The organism is Phycisphaeraceae bacterium, assembly GCA_019636675.1.
Lineage (GTDB): Bacteria > Planctomycetota > Phycisphaerae > Phycisphaerales > UBA1924 > JAHBXC01.
Genome location: JAHBXC010000001.1, coordinates 1261219 through 1285861, shown reverse-complemented (window position 1 = coordinate 1285861; position 24643 = coordinate 1261219). Strand labels below are relative to the sequence as shown.

At 67.7% G+C, this 24643-nt stretch carries 25 protein-coding genes; 13 read left to right on the top strand and 12 right to left on the bottom strand.

The genetic code is table 11. From position 1 onward, the window contains the following. Positions 1 to 143: 143 nt before the first annotated feature. The 4 genes from KF684_05560 to KF684_05545 all read left to right on the top strand — a co-directional run bounded on the left by KF684_05560 (position 144) and on the right by KF684_05545 (position 2972). Entirely contained in the window at positions 144 to 821 is a 678-nt protein-coding gene (locus KF684_05560) for a hypothetical protein (GenBank protein MBX3352381.1), read from the top strand. 47 nt (positions 822 to 868) lie between these two features. After that, positions 869 to 1558 carry a hypothetical protein gene (locus KF684_05555; protein ID MBX3352380.1) on the top strand — a complete coding sequence of 230 codons (690 nt, stop codon included), beginning with the start codon at positions 869 to 871 and terminating at the stop codon, positions 1556 to 1558. 137 nt (positions 1559 to 1695) lie between these two features. Further along, a complete protein-coding gene (locus tag KF684_05550) occupies positions 1696 to 2208 on the top strand; it encodes a PH domain-containing protein (GenBank protein ID MBX3352379.1) in 513 nt (170 codons plus the stop codon). Continuing rightward, positions 2205 to 2972 carry a PH domain-containing protein gene (locus KF684_05545; GenBank protein MBX3352378.1) on the top strand — a complete coding sequence of 256 codons (768 nt, stop codon included), beginning with the start codon at positions 2205 to 2207 and terminating at the stop codon, positions 2970 to 2972. The genes KF684_05550 and KF684_05545 overlap by 4 nt, the downstream gene beginning before the upstream one ends. 101 nt (positions 2973 to 3073) lie before the next feature. On the opposite strand, the gene KF684_05540 is transcribed toward KF684_05545, so the two are convergent. The 3 genes from KF684_05540 to KF684_05530 all read right to left on the bottom strand — a co-directional run bounded on the left by KF684_05540 (position 3074) and on the right by KF684_05530 (position 6003). Next, complete coding sequence (locus tag KF684_05540) at positions 3074 to 3787, bottom strand: hypothetical protein (GenBank protein ID MBX3352377.1); 714 nt, start codon at positions 3785 to 3787, stop codon at positions 3074 to 3076. A 319-nt stretch (positions 3788 to 4106) separates the two neighbouring features. Further along, the gene (locus KF684_05535; GenBank protein MBX3352376.1) at positions 4107 to 4850 is read right to left on the bottom strand and encodes a hypothetical protein; all 744 of its coding nucleotides are present in this window, start codon (positions 4848 to 4850) and stop codon (positions 4107 to 4109) included. 211 nt (positions 4851 to 5061) lie between these two features. Further along, the gene (locus KF684_05530; GenBank protein ID MBX3352375.1) at positions 5062 to 6003 is read right to left on the bottom strand and encodes a cation transporter; all 942 of its coding nucleotides are present in this window, start codon (positions 6001 to 6003) and stop codon (positions 5062 to 5064) included. Positions 6004 to 6041: 38 nt separating this feature from the next. Between KF684_05530 and KF684_05525 the strand changes: the two genes are divergently transcribed. Continuing rightward, entirely contained in the window at positions 6042 to 6359 is a 318-nt protein-coding gene (locus tag KF684_05525; protein MBX3352374.1) for a DUF1294 domain-containing protein, read from the top strand. 38 nt (positions 6360 to 6397) lie between these two features. Beyond that, positions 6398 to 6868, top strand: coding sequence for an SRPBCC family protein (locus KF684_05520; protein MBX3352373.1), 471 nt, complete (start codon positions 6398 to 6400; stop codon positions 6866 to 6868). 105 nt (positions 6869 to 6973) lie between these two features. Here the strand turns inward: KF684_05520 and KF684_05515 are convergent, their stop codons facing one another. Together KF684_05515 and KF684_05510 are read right to left on the bottom strand one after the other, a co-directional pair. After that, positions 6974 to 7711, bottom strand: a complete 738-nt coding sequence (locus tag KF684_05515) for a hypothetical protein (GenBank protein ID MBX3352372.1) — start codon at positions 7709 to 7711, stop codon at positions 6974 to 6976. Positions 7712 to 7909: 198 nt separating this feature from the next. After that, entirely contained in the window at positions 7910 to 8581 is a 672-nt protein-coding gene (locus KF684_05510; protein ID MBX3352371.1) for a hypothetical protein, read from the bottom strand. A 199-nt stretch (positions 8582 to 8780) separates the two neighbouring features. Here KF684_05510 and KF684_05505 point away from each other — a divergent pair, with 199 nt between their 5' ends. Continuing rightward, positions 8781 to 9818 (top strand): sulfite exporter TauE/SafE family protein, encoded by a 1038-nt coding sequence (locus tag KF684_05505; GenBank protein MBX3352370.1) that lies wholly within the window; start codon positions 8781 to 8783, stop codon positions 9816 to 9818. Between the two features lie 80 nt (positions 9819 to 9898). Next, positions 9899 to 10651 (top strand): hypothetical protein, encoded by a 753-nt coding sequence (locus KF684_05500; GenBank protein MBX3352369.1) that lies wholly within the window; start codon positions 9899 to 9901, stop codon positions 10649 to 10651. 3 nt (positions 10652 to 10654) lie between these two features. Here KF684_05500 and KF684_05495 read toward each other — a convergent pair whose 3' ends face one another. Together KF684_05495 and KF684_05490 are read right to left on the bottom strand one after the other, a co-directional pair. Next, entirely contained in the window at positions 10655 to 11164 is a 510-nt protein-coding gene (locus KF684_05495) for a hypothetical protein (GenBank protein ID MBX3352368.1), read from the bottom strand. Between the two features lie 78 nt (positions 11165 to 11242). After that, positions 11243 to 11986, bottom strand: a complete 744-nt coding sequence (locus KF684_05490; protein MBX3352367.1) for a hypothetical protein — start codon at positions 11984 to 11986, stop codon at positions 11243 to 11245. Positions 11987 to 12056: 70 nt separating this feature from the next. Between KF684_05490 and KF684_05485 the strand changes: the two genes are divergently transcribed. Both KF684_05485 and KF684_05480 read left to right on the top strand, forming a co-directional pair. After that, positions 12057 to 12932 carry a HEAT repeat domain-containing protein gene (locus KF684_05485; protein MBX3352366.1) on the top strand — a complete coding sequence of 292 codons (876 nt, stop codon included), beginning with the start codon at positions 12057 to 12059 and terminating at the stop codon, positions 12930 to 12932. Then, positions 12932 to 13927 (top strand): alcohol dehydrogenase catalytic domain-containing protein, encoded by a 996-nt coding sequence (locus tag KF684_05480; protein MBX3352365.1) that lies wholly within the window; start codon positions 12932 to 12934, stop codon positions 13925 to 13927. Before KF684_05485 ends, KF684_05480 begins: the two co-directional genes overlap by 1 nt. Positions 13928 to 13949: 22 nt before the next feature. Here KF684_05480 and KF684_05475 read toward each other — a convergent pair whose 3' ends face one another. From KF684_05475 to KF684_05460, 4 genes are all read right to left on the bottom strand, one after another. After that, a complete protein-coding gene (locus KF684_05475) occupies positions 13950 to 14888 on the bottom strand; it encodes an undecaprenyl-diphosphate phosphatase (GenBank protein MBX3352364.1) in 939 nt (312 codons plus the stop codon). Between the two features lie 35 nt (positions 14889 to 14923). Continuing rightward, positions 14924 to 16297 (bottom strand): ABC transporter permease, encoded by a 1374-nt coding sequence (locus KF684_05470; protein ID MBX3352363.1) that lies wholly within the window; start codon positions 16295 to 16297, stop codon positions 14924 to 14926. Next, on the bottom strand, positions 16290 to 17300 hold the full coding sequence (locus KF684_05465) for an ATP-binding cassette domain-containing protein (GenBank protein ID MBX3352362.1): 1011 nt from the start codon (positions 17298 to 17300) through the stop codon (positions 16290 to 16292). The genes KF684_05470 and KF684_05465 overlap by 8 nt, the downstream gene beginning before the upstream one ends. Positions 17301 to 17380: 80 nt before the next feature. Further along, on the bottom strand, positions 17381 to 19231 hold the full coding sequence (locus tag KF684_05460) for a hypothetical protein (GenBank protein ID MBX3352361.1): 1851 nt from the start codon (positions 19229 to 19231) through the stop codon (positions 17381 to 17383). Positions 19232 to 19283: 52 nt separating this feature from the next. On the opposite strand from KF684_05460, the gene KF684_05455 reads away from it, so the two are divergent. From KF684_05455 to KF684_05445, 3 genes are read left to right on the top strand one after another with little or no spacing between them, the layout of a single operon-like run. After that, positions 19284 to 19496, top strand: coding sequence for a hypothetical protein (locus KF684_05455; protein ID MBX3352360.1), 213 nt, complete (start codon positions 19284 to 19286; stop codon positions 19494 to 19496). 44 nt (positions 19497 to 19540) lie between these two features. Then, positions 19541 to 23080: a methionine synthase gene (metH, locus tag KF684_05450; GenBank protein MBX3352359.1), complete on the top strand. Its 3540-nt coding sequence runs from the start codon at positions 19541 to 19543 to the stop codon at positions 23078 to 23080. A gap of 31 nt (positions 23081 to 23111) precedes the next feature. After that, a complete protein-coding gene (locus KF684_05445) occupies positions 23112 to 23465 on the top strand; it encodes a DUF202 domain-containing protein (GenBank protein MBX3352358.1) in 354 nt (117 codons plus the stop codon). Here KF684_05445 and KF684_05440 read toward each other — a convergent pair whose 3' ends face one another. Next, entirely contained in the window at positions 23466 to 24548 is a 1083-nt protein-coding gene (locus tag KF684_05440) for a hypothetical protein (GenBank protein MBX3352357.1), read from the bottom strand. Between the last annotated feature and the right edge of the window lie 95 nt (positions 24549 to 24643).

Below are 24643 nucleotides of genomic sequence, written 5' to 3'. Positions count from 1 at the left end.
CCGTTTTATTTTGTCCCGAACTGAAAGCGCCGGGAGCGTCACGACAATCCTCTGAGCGTGCGAGAGTCATCGCGCACACAAGCCTCGGGCACAGCCGCCCATAACCACAGGCGACCGAAGATCGCGCTCGGAGACGGAACCACATGCGACACGCAACATCCATCCTCGCCGCATCCGCCGCCACGCTCCTCGGCGCGTCGGGTGCGCTCGCCGCCCCACTCCGCGACGGCGAGCAGATCGCCCTCGCGGGCGTCACGCTCGCGCAGGAGCCGTGGCTCGACGCGCAGGGAGTCGTCAGCGCCTTCCAGTGGAATTTCGCGGTCCGCGACGCGTCCAACGCCGTCGTCCTCACCGGCAGGCTCGAGCAGCGCGTGTACATGAGCGCGACCTTCCGCATGCTCGTCATGGACTATCGCATCCGCGACATCGTCTCCAGTTCCGCGAAGGTCACCCGGCTCGATGTCTCCGGCTACTCGCAGTTCGTGACCAACGTGGACTTCCGCACCGACCTGCCGGGCGTCACGGGTCCCGAGGCCGCGATCCGCTCGGGCAACGGCGACTCCGTCACCTTCACCTTCTTCGACAACTCCCTCCCCCAGGGCGTCGACCACTTCCCGCTCTACCTGCTCACCAACGCCAAGCAGACGCTCATCGAGGGGACCGCCACGATCCACGTGAGCACCGGCGAGAGCGTGACGATCTCAGGCCTGCGCTCACCGCAGTATCTGCCGCACTGCGCACGCGATCTGAACCGCGACGGCATCATCAACTTCGCCGACCTGAACGCCGCGCTCTCCAGCTTCGGACAGGCCTGCAATTGAGCGCTCCCATCAACGCACCGCGGGCCATGAGCCAGGAGAAAAGCCACATGAACACCACACGATTCACGCTCGCCGCCGCCGTCATGACCACCCTGGGCGCGCTGCCCGCCGCAGCGATCCCGCTCCACTCGGCGCAGGCCCCCCTCAACGGCACCACCGTCGCCGCCGAGCCCTACCTCGACGCGACGATCGTCGTCGCGACCCAGAACTTCCCCTTCCGGGTCTACAACCAGGCCGGCAACCCGATCTTCGACGGCACGCTGCAGCAGGTCGTTTCGCGCAGCAACATCCTCGATGTGCTCATCTTCGAGACGCGCATCATCAACACCTCGGCGGCGGCGGGCCAGACCATCGTCGAGGTCGAGTTCCTCGATTACATCGGGTACTCCACGAATGTCGACTACCGCCTCGACCGACCCGGCCAGGTCGGGCCGAGCACCGTCATCCGCATGAGCGGCGGGGACAGCATCCGCTTCCTTTTCGACGCCGCCCCCGTCCAGGCAGGCATGACGACGCGCACCATTCACAAACTCACCAACGCCGCGTTCCACGAGGTCGGCGGCCACGCGATCATCCGGCTCAACACCGGCGATTCCGCCGTCGTCACGGGTCTGCGCATCCCCTCCATGCCCGACGGCTGTCCGGGCGACGCCAACGCCGACGGCGAGGTGAACTTCACCGACCTCAACCAGATCCTCTCCTGGTTCGGGCTCGAGTGCCCCACCTTCGCCCCGTAAACGACGCCGCAGCAGGCAGCAACCGAATCAGGACACACGCCGGCGGGCGGGGCGGAAGCGCCCCGCCCGCTCGTCGTTGCGCAGGGCCCGCGAACGCTCGAAAGCGCACCGCCACGCTCCCCAAGTATGCTGTCGTCATGACGAACCCCGCCTTCGACCCGCGCACGCTCACCAGGCCAGACCCGCGCCTGCTGCAGTACTACTTCATCAGCTCGCTTTTCGCGCTCGTCTTCTTCCCCTTCGCCTTCATCCCCCAGTGGATCAAGTACCGCACCCTCTGGTACTCCTTCGACGACGAGGGCGTCCGGATGGGCTGGGGCCTCCTCTGGAAGCGCGAGATCAACCTCACCTACCGGCGCATCCAGGACATCCACGTCACGCGCGGCCTCATCCAGCGATGGCTCGGCCTCGCCAATGTCGCCGTCCAGACCGCCAGCGGCAGCGCCGCCGCCGAGATGACCATCATCGGCATACTCGAACCCGAGAAGCTCCGCGATTTCCTCTACCAGCGCATGCGCGGCGCCAAGGGCCAGCCCGGCGACACAGACGCGCCCGAAGCCCCCGTCGAGCACGACGAGCTCCTTGAAACACTCCACGACATCCGCGATGCGCTCCGAGTCCTCGCCGCGCAACACGGGGGACGCCCATGAACGCGCCGCGTGAACACATGCCCGACCGCGCCGCCGAGTGGGTCTATCGAGGTGTCTGGGGCGTGCTGACGAACTGGCTCTCCGTCCCCGACGCGCCGCCACGCCTGCCGGCCGGCTCGGGCGACGCCGTCCGCGCGTTCCGGCCCTCGCCCAACTGGCTCCGACTGCGCAAGTTCGAGTTCTGGCTCATCGCGACGCTCGTCGATCTCTTCCTTCTCGTCGGATGGATCATCGTCTTCGCGAACGAGCCCACGCTCGCGATGTGGCTGCTCGTCCCGTGGCTCGCGCTGATGATCATCCCCGATATCATCGCGTACGTCATGCTCCACCTGCGCTACGACACCACCTGGTACGTCATGAGCGATCGCAGCGTGCGCATCCGACGCGGCGTGCTCGTCATCCAGGAAAAGACCCTCACGTTCGACAACGTCCAGAACGTCGAGGTCCGCCAGGGCCCGCTCCAGCGCTACTTCGGCGTCGCCAACGTGACCATTCAGACCGCAGGGGGCGGCGGCGCGTCAGGGCACCCGGCCACCGCCGGATCGCTCGGCTCGCACCACGGGCTCATCGAGGGCGTCGACAACGCGCAGGAGATCCGCGAACTCATCATGCTCAAGGTCCGCGCACTCCAGGGCGCAGGGCTGGGCGACGACGCCCCGGCCCGGAGCGCCCGAACCGGCGCACGCGCGCTGTCCCCCAGCCACCTCGCGGCGCTGCGCGAGGTCCGGGAACTCGCCCGGTCGATCGCCCGCCGGAACGCGTGACACGCGGCCAAATGAACCGGGCGCCCGTCGAGGCGCCCGGTCCCGTGCTGCTGTCTGTCGAACTCACCGGCTCTGACGCCGGGCAGGAGAGCGCTCAGCGATCAGGCGCGGCGACGACGGGCGACGATCAAGCCCATGCCCGCCAGGCCCAGGCCGCCGGCGAGCGGCGTCGGGATGACGGGCGCCGCGACCGCGTCGGACTGCTGGAGGCGGATGTTGAACACCGGACGCTCGCCTGCGGCCTGGTCGAGCCACGACAGCGAGCCACCGATCGTCCAGTCGAACGACACGAGGTCGACGCCGGTGGAGACGAGGTACGCCAGGCCCTGCCCGCCGGAGTTGTCGATGTTGATGCTGCCGGCATTGGCGACATCGAGGCCGGTGAACGAGAACGAGCTGAAGCTGACCGCGCCGCCGGCGTCGGACTGGCTCTGCAGCTGGATCTGGTTGAAGGACGTGTCGAAATTGTTGAAGGTCACGGAGTGCGTGCCCAGCGAGCCGGACAGGTGAGACACCGAGAGCGTCAGGGTGTCGCTCCCGGCGCTGTGGCTGAGCACAAAGCTCCAGTCGCCGGTGAACGCGCCCTGGCCGTTGGCGATGTTCTTGGTGACCCAGCCGGTCGGGGGGCTGCTGTTGGGCCCGATGCCGATATCCCAGTTGGTGGCGTCGGTCCGGAAACGCGCGTTCGCGACGGTTGTGCCGCTGAACGATCCGGACTGCAGGGTCGGGTTGGCGACGACATTCGCCGCCGTCGCGGTCCCGGCGGTCGCGGCAACGGCCGCGACGGCAAGAACAGCAAAGGTGAAGTTCTTCACGAGTCTCTCTCCAATACACAAAGGACGCTCGGCCCGTCGATTCGCGATGACGACGCAGCCGCATGCCCCGGCGACACGCCGGAAAGCAATGCTGACAGTACCGAAGCGCCGAGCCGATTCAACTCACGAAAACCTATGAAAACGCTGGGTTTGCGGCCTCCGAGCGCACGGTCTTCACGGTTCGTTCATCTTCCGGGAGAATGGGCGAAATGCGCGCAGAACCGGAGTGGAATATCAAGAAATACAAGCCGGCGCCTCGCGATCGCGACGCCGGCTGGAAGCGGCCATTTCTGAACAGGTGCGATGCTGTTTCTTCTGCTCACCCCTGGCGACGACGCCGAGCCCCGATCGCGCACAGCCCCGCGAGCCCCATCGCGCCACCGAGCGGCGTCGGGATCACGGGCGCCACGACCGCGTCGCTCCGCTGCACATAGATGTTGAACGCCGGGCGCTCCTGCGAGGTGCTCGTGCCCTTCGCGATGTCGAGCGTGCCAGACAGCGCCCAGTCGATCGCCGCCAGGTCCACGCCGCTCGCGACGAGGTACGCGTTCTTGAACGAATCGCCGCTGCCGGCGACGAGGTCCAGATCGATCGACGCGCCGTCCACCAGCGTGGCGCCCGAGAACGAGAACGCGCCGAAGGTCAGGTGCGATCCCTTCAGCGTCTCGGCGACCGCGGCGACCTGGATCTGATTGAACGACTCGCCCGCGCGGTTGATCGTCAGCGAGTGCGAGCCGAGGTTGCTCGCCTGATCCATATCCGTCAGCGTGAAGGTCATGTCGCCGGTCGCCGACGCGAACGAGAGCTGAAACGCCCACGACCCGGCCAGCTGTGCGACATTATTCGAGATGTTCTTCGTCGCATCGCCGACAGCCGGGCTCGAGGTGTTCGCCAGACGCATGTCCCAGTTGGTCGCGTCGAGTCGGAACCGCGCGTTCGCGACGGTCGTCCCGGCGAACGAGCCCGAGTCGAGCACGGGGTTGGCGACGACCGAGCCCGCGCTGGCGAGCCCAGAGATCGAAGCGACAATGACGCCCGCGAGGGCGAGGGTGGTGGTGCGCATCGGCATCTGCTCCTGAAAGTCCTGTGTCACGCCCGGCGCTGGCCGGAGAGGGATCGACCCCTCGGACGGTCCGGCGACCCGGCCCCGAGCCCGAGGGCAACAACACCACACTCTGGCGCAGGCGCTGTCGGACGCAAGCGCATATGCACGCGAAGTCCTTCGTCAGAAGAGTGTTATCCCGGCGGCTTTCCGCCACCACGCCCGGCGCGCGTCAGGATGGAGAAGAGGCGTCGCGCTGCGAAGCGCCGCCCTCGCGGCGCGAGTCGGGCTCGATGTGGATAAGCACATCCTCGACATCCGGAATGGCCAGCATCACCGCGTCCTTCACGCGGTGCGCCAGCTCGTGCGCCCGCTGCACATTCATCGCCGGATCGACCCAGACGTGCATGTCGACGTAGTGCGACACGCCGCTCTTGCGAGCGAAGACCTTCTCGACGTTGCGCACGCCCTCGACCTCTCCGGCGATGCGCTGCGCCTCGAGCGCGAGATCGGGCGAGTGGGCGTCGAGCAGCTCTCGGACCGGCGCGCGCAGGATGCGCAGCGCGTTGGAGACGATCACGCCCGCCGCGAACAGCGCCGCGATCTCGTCGGCGATCTGCCAGCCCTCGCCCCCGACGACCGCGATCAGGATGCCCACGAACGCCGCGAGCGAGGTGAGCGCGTCCGACCGGTGGTGCCACGCGTCGGCGTGCAGCGCGTCGCTCCCGGCGCGCCGCGCCTCGGCGCGCAGCGCGCGGAAGAGCGCCTCTTTCGTCAGCATCACCAGCAGCAGCACGAGCAGCGTCCAGGGCGCCGGCGCGTCGTGCGCCGTGAACATCGCGCGCGTCGCGTGGACTGCGATCGCGACGCCCGCGCCGAGGATCAGCAGCGCGACGATCACCGCCGCCAGCGACTCCGCCTTGCCATACCCGTACGGGTGTCGCTCGCTCGCAGGTCGCGCCGAGACGTGCAGCCCTCCCCACACCACCACCGCCGCCACCACATCGGTGAACGACTCGACCGCGTCGGCGATCATCGCCGACGAATTGCCCAGCACGCCCGCCAGCAGCTTGACGACCCCCAGCGACACACTGACCGCGACGCCCCCGAGCACGGCCCGCTGCGCACGGCGCTGCCTGTCCGGGTTGCGTGGCTGTTCGACGCGTCGCTCCATCGCCCCATCCTACCGCCCGTGCGTGGTACGCTCCGCCCGTGCCTCACTGGACGATCATCGTGGCCGCCTGGTACGCCCTGGCGAGCGTCGTGTCCGCGGCGCTCTACGCGATCGATAAGCGTCGCGCCGTCCGCAACGCGTCGGGCGTTCGGCGCGCGCGATCGCGGATCCCAGAGCGAACCCTGCACGCCGCCGACCTGGCGGGGGGGTGGCCCGGGGGCCTGCTCGCCCGCCGGGCGCTGCGCCACAAGACCGACGCCCGCGCCAAACGCCGATTCGTCTGGACCGCACGCGCGATCGTGTGCCTGCACGCGCTGGCGTGGCTCGCCGTCCTCGCCCTCTCGCTGCGTTCATAAGGATTCTGCGGTAGACTGCCCGCGACAGGAGGCCGCGCATGTACGGAATCACCGTCTCATCGCACGTCGACGCTCCCATCGAGCGCGTCTTCGAGGTGTTCACCGACTTCCCCAACGCCGCGTCGTATATCAGCGCGATCCGCCGGGTCGAGATGCTGACCCCGCCCCCGGTGGGCGTCGGCACGCGCTTCCGTGAGACCCGCGTCATGATGGGGCGCGAGGCGACCGAAGAGATGACCATCGCCGAGTTCGAGCCGCCGCGCCGGGTCACCCTCACCGCCGCGTCCCACGGCGCCCGCTACACCTCCGCCTTCCACTTCGCGCCCGAGGGGATCGGGACCACCGTCACCTTCGAGTTCACCGGGCAGCCGGTCTCCTTCCTCGCGAAGGCGTTGAGCGCGATCACCATGCCGCTGATGAAGAAGACGCTCATCAAGTGCGTCGCGCAGGATATGGAGGACGCCCGACGCCACGTCGAAGCGATGGCCAAGAGCGAGCCGTTTTCCTGAAGTCCCGAGGGGGCAAGACGGGGGCGTCCCGTTCCCGGAACGCCCCCGCTGGAGGAATCGCGGAGGTGTGATGACCCTCCGATGCGGAGACTCGGTTCGGTGCGGTCAGGCGCGACGACGGCGCAGCATGCCCACGCCAGCGATGCCCAGGACCGCGGCGGCGCCGGGCGCAGGGATCTCTCGCACCAGGAGGTTGTCGACGCCGACCTCCCAGAACGCGAACCCGTAGAAGAACCCGGGAACAAAGGTCGAGATCATCACCTCGTCCACGTTCGCCATCACGCTCTCGAAGGTGCGGTTCGAGGGCAGGATCGGCTCGAAGGTGTCCGGGTCCTCGTCGCCCGTCCCGCCCCAGCCGGCGGGCAGCAGGTCGCCCGTGGTGGTGGGCACGCTGAAGGTGATGCGCGACCAGCCGTCCTTCTCGTAGGGGATGTGCTGCCCGACGATGTAGACCGACACATCGTCGAGGAAGTCGTCCGGGTCGCCGCGGTCGATGAACTGCAGCACGAGCGGGCGCGACGCCGGGTCGATCGGCTCGCCGGCGAAGTTACGGAACTGGAAGGTGCGCATGTCGAACGAGATCTCGAGCCCGGCATAGCCGGTCAGATCGCCGATCAGCGGCGAGGACGCGTCGCTCGTGCCGAAGGTGATGCCGAACGAATCGATCAGCGGGATGCCGAGGTAGTTGCCCGGGTTGCCCCCGGGGAAGAGCATCTCATGGCCCTGGAGCTGCCAGCCCCCGGTCCCGGTCTCGAAGTCTTCGCTGACGAGGATGTTGCCCGCTCCCGCCGCGGTCGCGATCGACGCCGCGACGAGCACGCTCAGTGTGTTCAGGTGACGCATTCGTGTCTCTCCCTTGGTGAGGCGCCGGTCGTCGGCCCTTGCCGCCGCGCCGGTCGCCGCGATCTGATTCCGAAGAATGCCACATCCGGTTCCGGGACTCAAGCCGGAAAACGAGAAAAACCGCGTCAAAAACGCGGTTTTTCGGGGCTGTGGCTGTGCTGAGAAATTCCGCGCCTCAGGGCGCGGTGTGCTGGAGAATCAGCGCCTGCGCCGGACGCCCATCACGCCGACAGCCACGCCGCACAGGGCGAGCGCGCCGGGGGTGGGGATCGCGTTGGCGCGCACCATGAAGGCGCCGGGCAGCACGACGAACTGCGTGTTGTTGTTGCGCGTGAAGAAGGGCGCCGAGGCGAGGTCATTGATCGTGTCGGCGATCGACGGCGCGTAGAAGAACCAGGAGTTCTCGCCCGACGAGTTCGTGTCGACGCGCGCCGGGCGGTCCTGCCCGCCCAGAAGCTGCGCGCTGGCGCCCACGAAGAACCCGCCGCTCACCGTCGTCGGGTTGATGTCGACGGTGAAGAAGTTGTTGTTGAACACATCGGGCGTGGCCTGCACGCTGGTCAGCACCTGCGCGTTGGTCGGGTCGAAGTCGTCGTCGGGGTCGTTGAGCAGCCAGAAGGTGACCGGCCCGTTCGCCAGCGAGGGGAAGGTCGGCCCGAACGCGACGGAGATCTGCGTGATGACCTCGCCGCCCGGCTGGGTCATGAAGTAATTGCCCCAGAGCATGTCCGGATTGAACGACGAGGGCGGGCCCTGGTTCGTGTTGCCCATCCCGTCGTCGTACGCGTACTGAACGCCCGTCGCGAGCGCGCCGTGCGACGCCAGCGCGAGCAACGCGCCCGCGGCGGCCGTGGTGATCTTGAACGACATCGTGTTTCCTCTCCTTGGTTGATCGGAGCGTGAACGAAACTCCACCCTGCGGCCACCCTCCCTGGCCAGCGGGGACTCCGGATCTTAGCGGATCCCGGCCCTCCCGGGAATATCCCCGGTTTCTCGACTTCCATCCGCGACGAGATACCTTCTACAGCCCTCCGGCGTGGTTCGCAGTGGGTTTGCTGAAGGAGCGTTGATGTCCCAGCGAAGGGTGAGCACCCGCGCCAACGCGCCGGGAAACGCCGCGAGATCGGTCTGGCCCAAGCCCTGGCTCGTCTGGCTCGCGTGCTTCTACGCCGCATGGCTCACGGTCGTGCTCGCAGGGGGGCACCTGCGCACCGTCGCCGGCCACTGGCCCATCGCCGTCGCGATGGCGCTGGGCTCGTATGTCGCCGGCTCCACACCCATGGGCGGCGGCACGGTGGGTTTCCCCATCCTCGTGCTGCTCTTCGACCTGCCAGCCAGCATCGGTCGCAACTTCAGCTTCGCGGTGCAGTCCGTCGGCATGGTCAGCGCCACGATCTTCATCATCACCACGCGCAAGCCCTTCGCCTGGGGCGTGCTCAAGTGGGCGATGGTCGGATCGCTCGTCGGCACGCCCCTCGGCGCCGCGTTCGTCGCGCCACACGCCAACGACACCTTCGTGAAGGTCCTCTTCGCGATCATCTGGGCGAGCTTCGGCGTCATGACCCTCGTCAAGGTGCGAGAGTTCGTGGGCTACCAGGGGCTCACCAGCACCGACGCGCCAACGCGCCGACGACTCGGGCTCTTCATCGGTCTCTTCGGCGGCGCCTTCATCGCGTCGCTCACCGGCATCGGCATCGACATGCTGATCTTCACCATGCTCGTGCTCTACCTGCGATGCGACCTGCGCATCGCGATCCCCACCAGCGTCATCATCATGGCGTGGACATCGCTCATCGGACTCGCCAGCAACCTCGCGCTCGGCGTCGTCGAGCCGGAAGTCTGGAAGAACTGGCTCGCCGCCGCCCCCATCGTGATCCTGGGCGCCCCGCTTGGCGTCTTCATCGTCAGCCGCATCGGACGCATGCCAACCCTGCTCGTCGTTTCCGTGCTCTGCATAGGCCAGTTCGTCTGGACTCTCTTCAATGTGCGCGCCGGCGTCTCCCTCGTCGCGATCGCGATCGCCGGGGTGCTCGGCGCAAACCTCGTCTTCCACGCCATCTATCGTGCCGGAGCGAGACTCGCCCGGCGCGTTCCTCATGTAGGGTGAGCACAAACAAACTTGGCGATTACCCCCGGTTCTCACGAACCCTTATCGCGTCGGTCGCATCCAACCGATAGCATCCCATGATGACCGCGGGTTCCCTGACCATCCTGACAGCAGCACTGACGAGCGTCGCGCTCTCGACGGGAGCACTCGGCGCGCAGTCGTCCACCGACGCGCCATCGTCAAGGCCCATCCGCCTGTCTGTCGAGGAGTACCTCAACGGCGCGTCGCCGAACGGCGCACGCGCGTATCGCCCCGTCAGCGGATCAGCCGACATCTACGGCCGAAGCAGCAACCTGCTCTCGCTCGACGAGCTCGGCGTCGACCCCACCCTGCGACTCGAGTTCGGGCAGGCCGCGCTGCGACCCATCGACGTCGGCATCGCCGCCGACGGCATGACCGCCACGCAGCGCGCCGAAGCAGGGCTCATCGACGACACCCAGCGCCTCTACGACGCGGCGCTGCGCTTCGACGCCGCGACCGTCGGCGATGTCAATCTCGTGCTCCGCGGCGGCGTGCGCACCGTGGCCGGCGGAACCCAGACCGACCTCGCGCCCGCCAACGGCGCGGGCGAGCTGCAGTGGGCCCCCGTCGCAGGCGTCGGGCTCGAGTGGCGCCCCCGGCGCGATTTCTGGCTCGGAGGGTCCACCCTCGTCAACGTCGACGACCGCGGCGGCACGCTCGCCGAAGTCATCGCGGAGCTCGGCGTCGACCTCAGCAGGGGCATGAGCTTCTCGCTGGGATACCGCACCCTCGAGAGCAGGAACTCCGCCCCGACCGACGCGGCCGAGGAACTGCGCGACGCCGCGTTCGCCGCGATCCGCCTTCGCTTCTGACGCTCAACCGCTCCGTCGCCCCGCACCCGCTGGCAGCAACCCGATCAGCGTGAGCAGCGACCCGCCCGCGAGCAGCCAGAGCCGGCGTCGATTATCGGTCGACCACGAATACAGCACCGACTCGGGCGGGTGACGCACGAACTGCCCCGGGGGGGCCGGCTCGAGTGCCGCGAAGGTATCGATCAGATCCGTTGGGCGACGCCCCATCCCCGGGACCGGCGTCCGACCCTGCGGGATCAGGTTCAGGTGCGTCGCCGCCAGTTCAACCACCAGCTCCCGGTCAGCGCGGTCCAGCGCGTCGAGGTACTCGCCGTAGTTCGCCAGACGCGCCGCCGAATGCGCGCGCTCCGCCTGCGCACGCGCCAGCACGAGTTCGGCGCGCTGCAGGTCGTCGTGCGCCGGGATCAGCACCGTCGCCGCCAGCAGCGCCATACCGGCGGCGAGGAACAGCCACCCGGCGTCGAGCCGGAACAGCGGCGGGGCGTCTCGCAGATGATCGTCGTCGTGGGGCATGGTCGTCTCGGCGCGCACTCCGTGCGCCGGCAGTCCGTCATCATCGGCGAACCGCCGGCCGCCGGGCGAGGAATCCCGTCAACGGATCGATTCTTCCTCGCGCTCGGCGACGATGCCGAACACCCGCACCGTCCTGGCCGACGACCGAGCGAGCAGCCCGGCGCGCGCCGGCCCACCCGCGTCCGAAGTCCCGGGCAAGGCCAGCGAATAGACAGATACGCTCTCGATCGACGCGACACCAAGCCGCAGGCGCAGCGTCGAGGTGACCGTCGCGAACGGCGCGCTCTCGCGCCCGATCTCCACGCGGTCCTCCTCGCGGGTCAGCTCGAGCGTCCCCTCGCCCCGGTCGCGCACGCGCGACGGATCGCTCATCGGGTGCGTCGTCACGCGCAGCGTCTGGGTGGTGGTCTCGCCGGGCGCCAGCGACGAGGGCGCGAACAGCATGGGAGGGTCGAACCGCGTCAGCAGGTCGCGCCGGGGGCGACCCGTCTCGTGCACCACCACGCCGCCCCGGTCGTCGATGGACAACACGACGATCGCGACGGTCTCCCCGCTCTCCGCAAGCGTCTCGCGCAGTTCGGTCAGGCCGTCGTCGCGCCGGATGAACTCCCTCCTGAGCGTCTTCCCGGCGTCCGGGCCTTGATCGACGCGATAGGTGCGCTCCGGGGCGTCGAGGGGATAGGCCGCCGGGAGGCTGATCGGCGCGAGCGCCGAGCCGACCGTGCCGACAGGGCGGACACACACCATCGGGCTGGGTCCGCGCGCACAGCCGGCGAGGCAGATCGCCGCCGCGAGGATCAGGCCAGGGGGGGTGTGACGCACAATCGCACTCTACGCCCACGCGCCGCTCGCTGGGGAGGCAGGACGCGTCGCGTCGATATACTCGCCGGTGATGACCCGCCCCGACCAGCACGCCCGACGACGCCTGCGAGCCGCCGCCGCGCTCTGCGCTGCGCCGCTCCTCCTCGCCGGCTGCGAATGGCTCGACGACGCGCGCGCGAAGGGCGGGACGGGCGACAGCGTCCTCGAGTTCTTCCAGCCACCCTCGCCCCAGCAGGCGATCGCCTGGGCCGCCGACCCGTTCGATGCCGACAAGCGATACCGGGGCCTGCTCCTGATCTCCAACTCCGGGTTCGGGAGCGATTCGCTCTATGTGCGCATGTACGAGCAGGCCGCCGCCGACGGAGACTCCGGCGTGCGCGCCATGGCCGCCCGCGCCCTCGGGCGTCACGGAGGCCCCCAGCACACGCAGATCCTCGTCGGGCTCCTCGCCGACGATTCCGAGCTGGTCCGCTGGGAGGGCGCCCGCGCCCTCCAGCGCGTCTACGCCCCCCAGGCGGTCGGCGCACTCCTCGAACGCGTCGCCCCCGAGCGCGAGATCAGCGTGCAAGTCCGTGAATCCGTCGTCGTGGCGCTCGGCCAGTACGCTGAGCCCCGGGTCGTGCAGGCCCTTTTCAGCGCGCTCAACGACCGCCGCCTCTCGGTGAACATGGCCGCCCATCGTTCCCTCGTCATCCTCACCGGCGAGGACTTCGGGCTCGAGACACGCGACTGGATCCGCTGGTACAACGCGTCGGCCGAGCCCTTCGCCAACCGCGGCGTGTACGAGTACCCCATTTTCCACCGCGACTCCGAGTGGTGGGAGTACATCGTCCCCTGGAGCAGCCCGCCCAACGAGGTCGCCGGGCGCCCGGCCGGCGCCCCCGTCGAACAGCCGCGCCCCGCCAGCCAGCCCGACGCCGCTCCCGCCAACGGATCCACCACCTGATGCGCGCGCTGCGCCGCAACGACGCCGGCATCTCGCTCGACCGCGCCTGCGCCGAGCCCGCCCTCGCGCCCGGCTGGGCCATCCTCCGACCCACGCGCGTCGGCGTCGGCATCGCCGACCTCGCCGCCGCTCGCGCCGATTCTCCCTTTCGCGGCGTCCTGGGCCAGGAGTTCGTCGCGATCGTCGAACGCGTCGAACCGGGCGAGGGCCTCACCCCCGATCAGGCCAAGAAATGGAAGGGCAAACGCGTCGTCGGCTCTCCTCGCGTGCCCTGCGGCGTCTGCGACCTCTGCGCCCGAGGGCTCAGCGCCCACTGCCGCGACGCGCGCGTCATGGGCGAGAAGAACCTCGACGGCTGCTTCGCCGACGCGTTCACGCTCCCCGTCGCGAACCTCGTCGAGGTCCCCCGCAATGTCGACGATGACGCCGCCGTTCTCGCCAACGCCCTCGCCGACGCCCTGCACACCGCCGCGCAGCTCCGCATCGAGGGCAAGCCCTACATCACGGTCCTGGGCGACGGGCGCGTCGGCCTGCTCTGTGCGCAGGTCATGGCCAAACTGAACGCGAGCGTGCGCGTCGTCGGTCTCCACGAGCACAAGCTCGCGCTGTGCGAGAAGTGGGGCGTGAAACACCGTCTCCTCAGGGATGTCGGCCGGCGCGCCGATCAGGACATCATCGTCGAGTGCACCGGCTCGCGCGACGGGCTCGCCGACGCGCTGCGCATGGTCCGGCCCCGTGGCAAGGTGCTGCTCAAGTCGCGATGGAACACCCCGCGCGACGCGTGCGAGCCCATCGACCTCTCGGGCATCGTCGAGGGAGAGATCGAGGTCATCGGCAGCAAGGGGGGCAGCGTCGCCGAGGCGGCCCAGCGCCTCGCGCAGGGCGATATCGACGGCGCGAGTCTCATCACCCGGCGCATGAAGCTCGACGACGGCATCGACGCGCTGCGTGCCGCCGCCGCTCCCGAGCAGATCAAAGTCGTCATGGATATCTGACGCAGCCGGCGCGTCGCGCCTGTCAGTCGTTCACCGGGAGCACGCCCTCGATCGCGCCGCCCGCCGGGACGGGATCGGGACGGATCGGCGCGTCATCGGGGCTGATCGACACCACGCCCGTCGCGATGAGCGTGCCGAGCACGGCCACCAGCGCGATCCGGTACCAGCCGAACGCCGCCAGCCCGTGCTTGTTCAGGAAGCCAACCAGCCACTTCACCGCGATCATCGCCGACACGGTCGCGACCGCGACGCCCACGAGCACCGGCATGACGCCCAGAGTCTGGATCATCATCTCCTCGCCCGTGTCGTGCGCACGCTTCCAGTCCTTCAGGAACGAGTACACGCACGCCCCGCCCAGCGTGGGAAGCCCGAGGAGGAACGAGAACTCCGCCGCCTGCTTCGGGTGAAGCCCCAGCACCGTGCCGCCGGCGATGGTCATCATGGAGCGCGAGGTCCCGGGCCACATCGCGACGACCTGGAAGCACCCGATGCCCAGCGCGTGCTTCCAGGTCATGGTCTCCAGCGTCAGCGCAGGCTCTTCGGAGCCCTTGCGCGCACGCCCCTTGCCCAGCCAGATCATCCACACGCCGCCCAGCAGCAGGGCCGCGAGCACAGGGATGGGATAGAAGAGGTTCGCCTCGATCAGGTCGTTCAGCAGCACCCCGAGGATCGCGGCCGGCAGGAACGCGATCACGATGTGGAAGAAGAGGCGACGCCCGATCGCGTCCTTTCCCAGCAGGCCCAGGATCATCTGCTTCACGCGGGCCCTGTACAGACTCAGCACCGCGAGGATCGCGCCGCCCTGGATGACGACATTGAACGTATCGATCGCGCCCTTCTGGTCCTCTCCGTCGAGGCCCAGCAGCGAGCTGGCGAGGATCAGGTGCCCGGTGCTGGACACCGGGAGATACTCGGTGATGCCTTCGACAATGCCCAAAATGATCGCGTCGAGCAGGTTCATGCCCGCAGACTATCGGCAAACCGGCCGCGTGTCTCTCACGCGTAGCGCAACCATTTGATGAGCGTCGCCGGGGTGGGGGGCTTGCCGTACATCAGGACGCCGACACGGAAGATCTTCGCGGCGGCCCAGATCGACACCAGCACGCCCGCGTAGCCAACCACGATCGACCCCACGATCTGGATCATCGGGATCGGCTCGGCGCTCTGGCCGAGGCGCAGGATCATCACGAAGGGCGTGAGAGGCGGGATGAACGACGCCACCGTGCTGAAGGTGCTGTTGGGGCCCTCGATGATCGGCACGAACAGGAACATCGGGATCATGAACACGATCATGATCACGCTCATGAACGACTGCGCCTCGCGCAGCTCGTTCACCGCCGAACCGATCGCCGCCATGAACGACCCGATCAGGAAGAACGCCATCAGGAAGTAGATCGCCAGATACGCCAGGTTCTGCAGCGGGATCAGCGCGAGGAACCCGAACTGGCTGGCGGCCAGCAGCCCGAGCCCGGCGTACACGCCGATGATCGTCAGCCCCACCAGCAGCTGCCCGATGATCTTGCCCGTCATCAGCTGCATGGGCGAGACCGCCGACAGAAGAACCTCGATCACGCGGCTCGACTTCTCCTCGATCGTCGTCGTCAGCAGGTATTGCCCCGCGCTGAACGACGCTATCCACAGCAGCATCATGAACGCGAGGGGCAGGATGAACTGCATCGCCTCGTTCGACTTCATCTCGCCCGATTCGGTGATCGTCACCTGCTGGGCCGAGGGCGGCGCCATGAGCGTCCGCACGGTGGGGGGGTCGTACTGCGCGGCGCGCAGGCGCGCGTCCACGATCGACCGCTCCACGACGCTGCGCAGCTTCGAGTTGAGCTCTCTCGCCAGATCCGGCGGCGTCGCGATGAAGTACATCCCACCCGGCTTGTTCGCGTTCTCCGCGATATCGATCACCGCGAGAAGCTCACCCGCGCGAACCCGCTCCTTCGCCGGCTCGACCTCCGCCTCGGACTCCAGGCGCCTGACATCGACGCTCGTCGGCCCGCCCGGCAGACGCTTCTTGAGCTGCGTGATCGCGACGGCGCGCTGCTGCGCGTTCAGCTTCACGCGCTGGTCGATCTCCGCCTCGATTTTCGCGAGACGCTCGTCGAACTCCGCCTGCATCCGCGCCGGCTCGAACGCCGCCCGGATCGCGCCCTCGACCTCTCGCTCCGGTGAGGTCCGGTCGTACACCGCGATCGCGCCCTCCAGCCGCTTCTCGGGGCTGTCGAACAGCGGCGCGACGACGGTGATGATCCCGAACACGATCAGCGGGAACAGCACCACGCCGAACAGGAACGCCTTGGTCAGCGTCGTCGAGCGGAACTCACGCCCGGCGACATCCATGATCTTGCGGGCAGGGCTACGCATTGGCGGGCTCCATCTCGGCCTCCGAAGCGTCCGCGCGCAGCGAACGCCTCACCTCGTCCTCGCTGTCGCCCGCGGCGACCAGCTGCACGAACACGTCCTCGAGCGTCGCGGAACGCAGCTCGACCCGGCGCACCGGCGCCACCAGCGACGCGTCGCGCATGACCCGCTGGGGGTCCGCGTCGTCGCGCAGGTGGAGCTCGATCCGGGACGCGGCGCTGTCGTTCATGAGCGACGCGTGGCGCACCCCCTCGACGCGCTCGAACCGCGACGGGTCGGCGTCCTGGCGCGACACGGTCTCGACCACCAGCGTCCGTGGGTCGTACTCGGCGCGGATCTCGCCCACCGTCCCGTCGAGCACCTTGCGACCCCGGTTGATCATCACCACGCGCTGGCAGATCTGCTCCGCGACCGGCAGCACGTGGGTGCTGAAGATGATCGTCTTGCCCTGCGTGTTCAGCTCACGGATGAGCTCGCGCAGCAGCCTCGCGTTCACCGGGTCGAGCCCGCTGAAGGGCTCGTCCAGGATGATCAGGTCCGGGTCGTGGATCACGGTGCTGATGAACTGCACCTTCTGCTGCATGCCCTTGGAGAGCTCCTGACAGCGCTTCTTCCGTACGCCCGGCAGGGCGAGTCGCTCGAGCCACCCGTCGATCCGCGCGCCGAGCCCCGACGCGTCGGCCCCCTTGAGCCGCGCCATGTAGGTCAGGAAATCCCCGACGCGCATGGTCCGGTAGACGCCGCGCTCCTCGGGCAGGTACCCGATCCGGTCCTTGCTCTCGACGGCGGACCGCCTGCCCAGGATCTCCAGCGAGCCGGAGTCGGGCAGGATGATCGCCATGATCATGCGGATCGTGGTGGTCTTCCCGGCCCCGTTGGGCCCCAGGAAGCCGCAGAGCGACCCCGCCGGGATCCGCAGGTCGAGCGAGTCGACAGCGGCCTTGGAGCCGAATCGTTTGGTGATGGCGCTCAGGACGACGGCGTCGCTGCCGGGTGGGTGGGTCATGCAATCACTCCATCGGGGGCAGTAGCGTACCCTCGTTGGGGGATTGGGATGCGGGGGGCGTGCTTTTCGTTCTTCGCAGTTCAGCGCTCGAAGGCGCCAACGCTCGCCAGTGGTGGGCGAACGTTGTGCGCCGTGTCGGCTGGCATCAGCGGCGGGAGACGACGCAGGAGCGGGGACGAACTGGACGGCCTGTAGTCTGCTTCATCGGGAGCCACAAAGCCCGGGTCGCCGGTGGTGGCGTCGAGGCCCGCGACGCGCGCACCGAAGGAAGTCACATCGATGAAATGGTTGTTCCTGAACCAAGTGTCAGAGATCACCGCGGTTCCTCCCGAACTCGTTGCACCGGTGGACATCTTGTGAAACACTGACCCGCGCACCAGAATGTTGCGCAGGTCAGAGGTTCGCCAGGCAAAGGTATAGTTGGGCGTCGAGATTCCGATCAAGAGCAAATGATTTGTAGCAACATCCATCCACTGAGAGGATCTGCCGGCGCTCTCTAATGAGGGGCATCGCTCGAGCAGCGCGTTGACGAAGGCAATATTGTCGACACGGTCCGGACCTCGCGCGAAGATTCCCTGGGCCCGGATCGCCGTCGCGCGAAGGCCGTACACGATGTGGTTATCGATGTTCTCGCTCCCCTTGAACTGATAGATGTCGGGGTGAGCGTCTGTCCCGGAGCTATCGATGTCGTGAACGGTGCTATTCACAACGAGCCTGGACATACTGAACGCATCGCAGCTAATTCTGTTGACATGAACATTCCGTGCGAGAGTGGCGTGCTGCACGGCATCACGGACATCGCTCACGCTCGTATCCGTAACCCAAACCCCGGTCCAGACATGTCCGTTGAGCGGCGAACGGTCGTCGATCCGCCCAGCACCTATGACATCGCACTCGTTGACCCAGAGAAACTTCTCCGAACCAGTGGATCGGAATAGCATTTCCCCTTCGGTCCGGATATTCTTCGCGGCGATGAGGCGAGTGCGGAAACCCCCGCCTGTATAGCTATTGAAAACAACATCATCGCGACTCACGCCGGGCGCCGTCGTGATCGTCGCCCAGCGGTTGAGTGTCCTGGGGTTGGGGCTCGTCGCCGGTCCCCATGTGTATTCTCCGGGCAGGCAATAGATGATCGCCCCGTCGCAGGCGTCCGCGACACTGCTGCCAGCGGCGTGCTGGATGCTCTGCAGCGCGAAGTAGGGTGTGCGGAACGGGTTGTCGCGCGAGCCGTCGCCGGTGTCGTCGCTGCCGTTGCCAGAGACATAGCGGACAGGCGAGGGCAGCGTGCCTCCGGCGTTCATGTTCACGAGGATCGAGTGCTCGCCGTTCTTGATCGTTGCGGTGTCGATCTCCCCCGCCAGCACCCGCGGCATCCCGTTCACCGGGAACGCCACAGCCCTGATCTCCACCAGCCCGTCCGCGTAGTCCGCCGCGTTCACGCGGATCCAGTACTCGTAGGTCCCCGACTCCGGGTTCAGCGTCATCTCCGTCACATCCACCCACGCCCCCCCGTTCACGCTGAACGACACGGCGCCGATCCCGTTGATGTGGAACGCCACCACGCCCACGTTGAACTCGCCCGTGAAAGTCTGCCAGGGCACCATGTTCCAGCGGGCGATCGCCTTCGCGTCCGCCCCGGGCGCGTTCGGGTTGCCCGTCGGCTGCGACAGCACGTCCTGGCCCCAGTGCGACAGCACCATGTTCACCAGCTGGTAGTCCCCGCTCTGCACCGCGAGCGAAAGGTCAGCGAAGTTGATGACGCCGTCGCGGTTCGTGTCGTGGCGGGGCCAGCCGGCGGCAGCCCCGAACGAAAGGACGAAAACCGTTGCCAAGGCGACGAGGCTTCGTAAACGCATTGTTTCAACCTGTTTAGGAGAGAGTCGCGCCCGTGACCGGGGCGCCGTTCCTTGACCGCCGCTTTCGGGCGGCACACACGCGAGCGTCTTTCGACGCGCGAACTATCGAACAATCACGCGCAATGGCATGACTGATGGCACTGTCTTTCGCACCCGGTTCCAAACGGTTCGACACATCCATCAGCGGCAACGGCGCGCCGCGAATGACAACCCTCGTCGCGCGCTCCAGATGCGCGTTGTTCGTTTTTTTCCGCGCGACAGCGCCCCGCCGCTGGCGCTGGAAACCAACCCTTCCCCCACGTATCGTTACGTCTTCCCGTTCATCCGGATGAACGGATGAAGCACACCGACCCGGCGACCAGCCGCGATCACCCAGGATCAGACATGCCCGCCAGTCCCCTCGAACAGGCCATCGCGAAACGCGTGCTCTTCCTCGACGGCGCGATGGGCACCTCCATCCATCAGTGCGACTGCGACCTGCACCGCGACTATCTCGGCCGCGAGAACTGCACCGAGATCCTCGTCCAGACGCGCCCGGAGATCATCCAGGGCATCCACGAGTCCTTCCTCCGCGTCGGCGCCGACGCCGTCGAGACCGACACCTTCGGCGCGAACAAGCTCGTCTTCGCCGAGTTCGACCTCGTCGAAGAGACATACAACCTGAACAAGCGGGCCGCCGAGATCGCGCGAGCCGCCTGCGACAAGCACTCCACCAAGGACAAGCCCCGCTTCGTCTTCGGATCCATCGGACCCGGCACGCGCCTCGTCTCCCTCGGCAACACCACCTGGGACGAGATGCTCGAGTCCTACGCCGAGCAGGCGCGAGGCCTCATCGACGGCGGCGCCGACGCCCTCCTCATCGAAACCTGCCAGGATCTGCTCCAGGTCAAGTGCGCCGTCAACGCCTGTCTCAAAGCGCTCGACGAGCGCAAACGCACCGCGCAGCAGATCCCCATCATGGTCTCCGTCACCATCGAGACCACCGGCACGATGCTCCTGGGCACCGAGATCGCCGCCGCCGCCGAGGCGCTCCGCAACTTCCCGATCTTCTCCCTCGGGCTCAACTGCGCCACCGGCCCCGTCGAGATGGCCGAGCACATCAAGTGGCTCAGCAAGCACTGGGACCGCCACGTCAGCGTCGTCCCGAACGCCGGGCTCCCGATCCTCGTCGACGGACGCACCGAATACCCCCTCACCCCCAAACCATTCGCCGAGGCAATCGCACGCTTCGTCGAGGAAGACGGTGTGTCCGTCGTCGGTGGCTGCTGCGGCACCACGCCCGCCCATATCGAGGAACTCGTCAAACGCATCGGCGACCGCGCCCCCGGTGCGCGCCAGCGAGCCCCGTGGCCCCGCGCCGCAACATCGCTCTACTCCACCGCCGAGTTCCGCCAGGACAATTCCTTCCTCGTCGTCGGCGAACGCACCAACACCAACGGCAGCCGCAAGTTCAAGCAGCTCCTCGAGGCCCAGGACTTCGACGGCATGGTCTCCATGGCCCGCGAGCAGATCAAGGACGGCTCGCACGTCATCGACCTCTGCGTCGACTATGTCGGGCGCGACGGCGTCACCGACATGCGCGAGCTCGTCCATCGCTTCGTGCGCCAGGTCAGCGCGCCCCTCATGCTCGACTCAACCCAGGTCGATGTCCTCGAGGAAGGCCTCAAGCACGCCGGCGGCAAGTGCATCCTCAACTCGATGAACCTCGAGGACGGCGAGGAGAAACTCGGCGTCATGTGCGCGCTCGCGAAGACCTACGGCGCCGCCGTCGTCGCCGGCACGATCGACGACGACCCGCAGGAGGCGATGGGCAAGACCGCCCAGCGCAAGCTCGAGATCGCCAAACGCATCTACGACCTCGCCGTCAACCGCCACGGCCTCGCGCCCGGCGACATCCTCTTCGACCCGCTCGTGCTCCCCGTCACCACAGGCGTCGAGGCCGATCGGCGCCTCGCCCTCGAAACCATCGAGGGCACGCGGCGGATCATGCAGGAACTGCCCGAGTGCCACACCGTGGTCGGGCTGTCGAATGTGTCGTTCGGGCTCAAGCCCGCCGCCCGCGTGGTGCTCAACAGCGTTTTCCTGCACGAACTCCGCGAGGCGGGCCTGACCGCCGCCATCGTGCACGCCTCGAAGATCCTCCCGCGCAACAAGATCAGCGACGAACGCTGGGAGGTCGCGCTCGACCTGCTCTACGACCGGCGCGAGAAGGGCGACCCCCTCATGCGCTTCGTCGAGCACTTCCCGGCCGACGAGGACGACACGGTCAAACGCGAACGCATCGAGGATCTCGCGGTCGAAGAGCGCCTCCGCCGCCACATCATCGACGGCGAGATGCGCAACCTGAAGGAATCGCTCGACGAGGCGATGACGAAGTACCCGCCCCTCGCCATCGTCAACGACCACCTGCTCGACGGCATGAAGACCGTCGGCGATCTCTTCGGCGCCGGCGAGATGCAGCTGCCCTTCGTGCTCCAGAGCGCAGAGGTCATGAAGGCCGCCGTCGCCCACCTCGAACCCCACATGCCCAAGGTCGAGGGCGCCGGCGCCAAAAAGGCGAAGATCGTCCTCGCGACCGTGCAGGGCGATGTCCACGACATCGGCAAGAACCTCGTCGACATCATCCTCAGCAACAACGGGTACGAGGTCATCAACCTCGGCATCAAGCAGCCCGTCGCCTCCATCATGAACGCGTTCAGGGAGCACGACGCCCACGCCATCGGGATGAGCGGCCTGCTCGTCAAGAGCGTCGGCGTGATGCAGCAGAACCTCGAAGAGATGGCCCGCCAGGGCGTCGGCGTTCCCGTCCTGCTCGGCGGCGCGGCCCTCACGCGCCACTACTGCGAAACCACGCTCCGCGCGACCTACACCAGCGGCAAGGTCTACTTCGGGCGCGACGCCTTCGAGGGCCTGCGCATCATGGACGCCCTCGCCGGCAACACGCTCACCGCCCTCGACGCCGAGATCGAGGAGCGACTCGTCAAACGCGCCGCCGCCGACGAGACCGTCGAACGCTCGCGCGCCGCGCGCGAGGGCGAACGCCTGCGCAGGGAGCGCGAGGCGCAGGAGGGGGGCGTCGCCGCCCCGGCCGCACCGCGCGTGCGCAGCGAGGTCCGCGTCGACGTCGATATCCCCGAGCCGCCCTTCCTCGGATCGCGCGTCGTCGATTCGCTCGACCTCGACGCCATCTACCCCTTCATCAACACCATCGCCCTCTTCCGAGGGCAGTGGCAGTTCCGCAAGGGCGCGCGCTCCGACGCCGACTACGAGAAGTTCGTCGAGCACGAGGTCGAGCCCATCTTCGCACGCCTCAAGGAGCAGTGCAGGCGCGAGAAGATCCTCCGCCCCGCGGTCGTGTACGGCTATTACCACTGCAACAGCGACGCCGACGACCTCATCGTCTGGGACCCCGCCGACCCGTCGCGCGAGCTCGAACGCTTCTCCTTCCCCCGTCAGGAATCCAACAAGCGACTCTGCATCAGCGACTTCTTCCGGCCCCTCGACAGCGGCCAGCGCGACGTCATCGCGCTCCAGTGCGTCACCATGGGCCAGGAAGTCTCCAGACGCGCCAAGGAACTCTTCGAGCGCAACGAGTACGCCGAGTACCTCTACCTCCACGGCATGGGCGTCGAGACCGCCGAGGCCCTCGCCGAGATGTGGCACAAACGCGTCCGCCAGGAACTCGGCATCGCCAACGACGACTCCCCCAGCATCCGAAAGCTCTTCGCGCAGGGCTACCGCGGGTCGCGCTACTCCTTCGGCTACCCCGCATGCCCCGACATGAGCGACCAGGAGAAGCTCTTCCGGCTCCTCCGCCCCGAGCGCATCGGCTGTGAACTGACCGAGAACTGGCAGATCGACCCCGAGCAGAGCACCAGCGCCATCGTCGTCCACCACCCCGAGGCCCGCTACTTCAACGTGTGAGCCCCAGCGCGATCGGCGATAGACTCCCCGGATGCGCGAGATCCACTACAGCGAGCTCCCGGCCGAGAAACCCGTTCTTCGCGATTACCTCGCGATCGACCGCACGATCCTCGCGAACGAGCGCACGCTCCTGAGCTACCTGCGAACCGCGCTCGCCTTCGCCGTCGTCGGCGCGTCGGCGATCAAGTTCTTCGACTCGCTCGTCTACGAGGTCCTGGGCGTCTGCTTTATCCTCTTCGGCCTGATGGTCATCGGCGTCGGCGCGCGACGCTTCCTGCGCGTGCGAAAGCGCATCGAGGAAGCCATCGCGCTCGACCCCGTCGTCGCCAGAACCAGCGCGGACACCATCGAGAAGGGCGACAAGCCCGACAAGGCCGAGGACTGATCAGCCGGCGGTCTGCCCGAAGTTGGTCAGCACCACGTTGAGATCCGCGAAGTTCACCACGCCGTCGTCGTTCACGTCGCCCGCCAGACCAGCGCCCGTCTGGCCGAACTGTGTGAGCACCGTGTTCAGGTCGGCGAAGTTCACCACCCCGTCGCCGTTCGTGTCGCCGGGCAGCGGGTCGACCAGCTCGACCGCAAGGGACAGCGTCGCCGTCAGCCCGAAGAACGGCGCGAACTTGTCTTCCTTGCAATAGAACACGGGGTAATCGATCACGGCACCACGCGGATCGTCCAGCGCCACGCCCGGCCCGTTGAACGCCGGGAACAGCAGCGACGAGATCTGGAACCGCAGACGCCCCCCCGACAGCCCGTCACGCAGGAAGTCGCGCACGTTCGGGTTCCCGACATCCAGCGTGAAGGTGAACAGCGCGTCGCTCGGCACGAGCGCGCCGGGCGCCGCGTCGCTCGTCTGCCCGATCGCGAAGGGCGTCGGCTCGAAGCGGTCCTTCACGTTGTTCCCGATGTCGCGCGCCCTCTCGCCGCTCGGCCCGGCGTAGTCCGTCGCGTACGAGTTCCGCACGCCCAGACCGAACGCCGCCCCGTGCGGCGAGTTCTCAAGGAACGTCGCCGCCGTGAACCCGTTCCGGAACGCCGCCCCGAACAGCTCGATCGGGCGACCGGGCGTCGTATCCGCCAGGAACTCGGGGTCCATCGGGTCCAGGTGCGTGCGATACGAGTCGTAGGTCGGGTCGTACCGGAACGCCCCGCCCACGGCGATGCTCGCCGTCACCACCGCAGACACCACGCGGTACCGCTCCGGCGCCTCCCCGGCAGGGACCTGCGCCCCGGTGTCGAAACCGATCAGGAACAGCGCGTCGCGGTCGTCGAAGGGGAACTTGTCGTAGCCCGCCGTCCCGAAGACCGACGCCGTCGTCCTCGAGCCCGGCGACGGGTTGAACGGGTAGTTCCACCGGTCCAGCGTCGGCGCGTCGAACTGCGCCACGAACGACCCACCGGCGTCGGAGACCCCGGCGAGCGACAAGCCGACGCACGCGGCGGCGGCACACAGAATCGGGCTGGTCATGACCATCTCTCGCTTCTCCCTCACGGGAAGTCTGGCAGCCAGCCACACGATTTCTCGCTTCTCCGGGCGAGAAAGTCCGACTGGCAGGCAAGAAT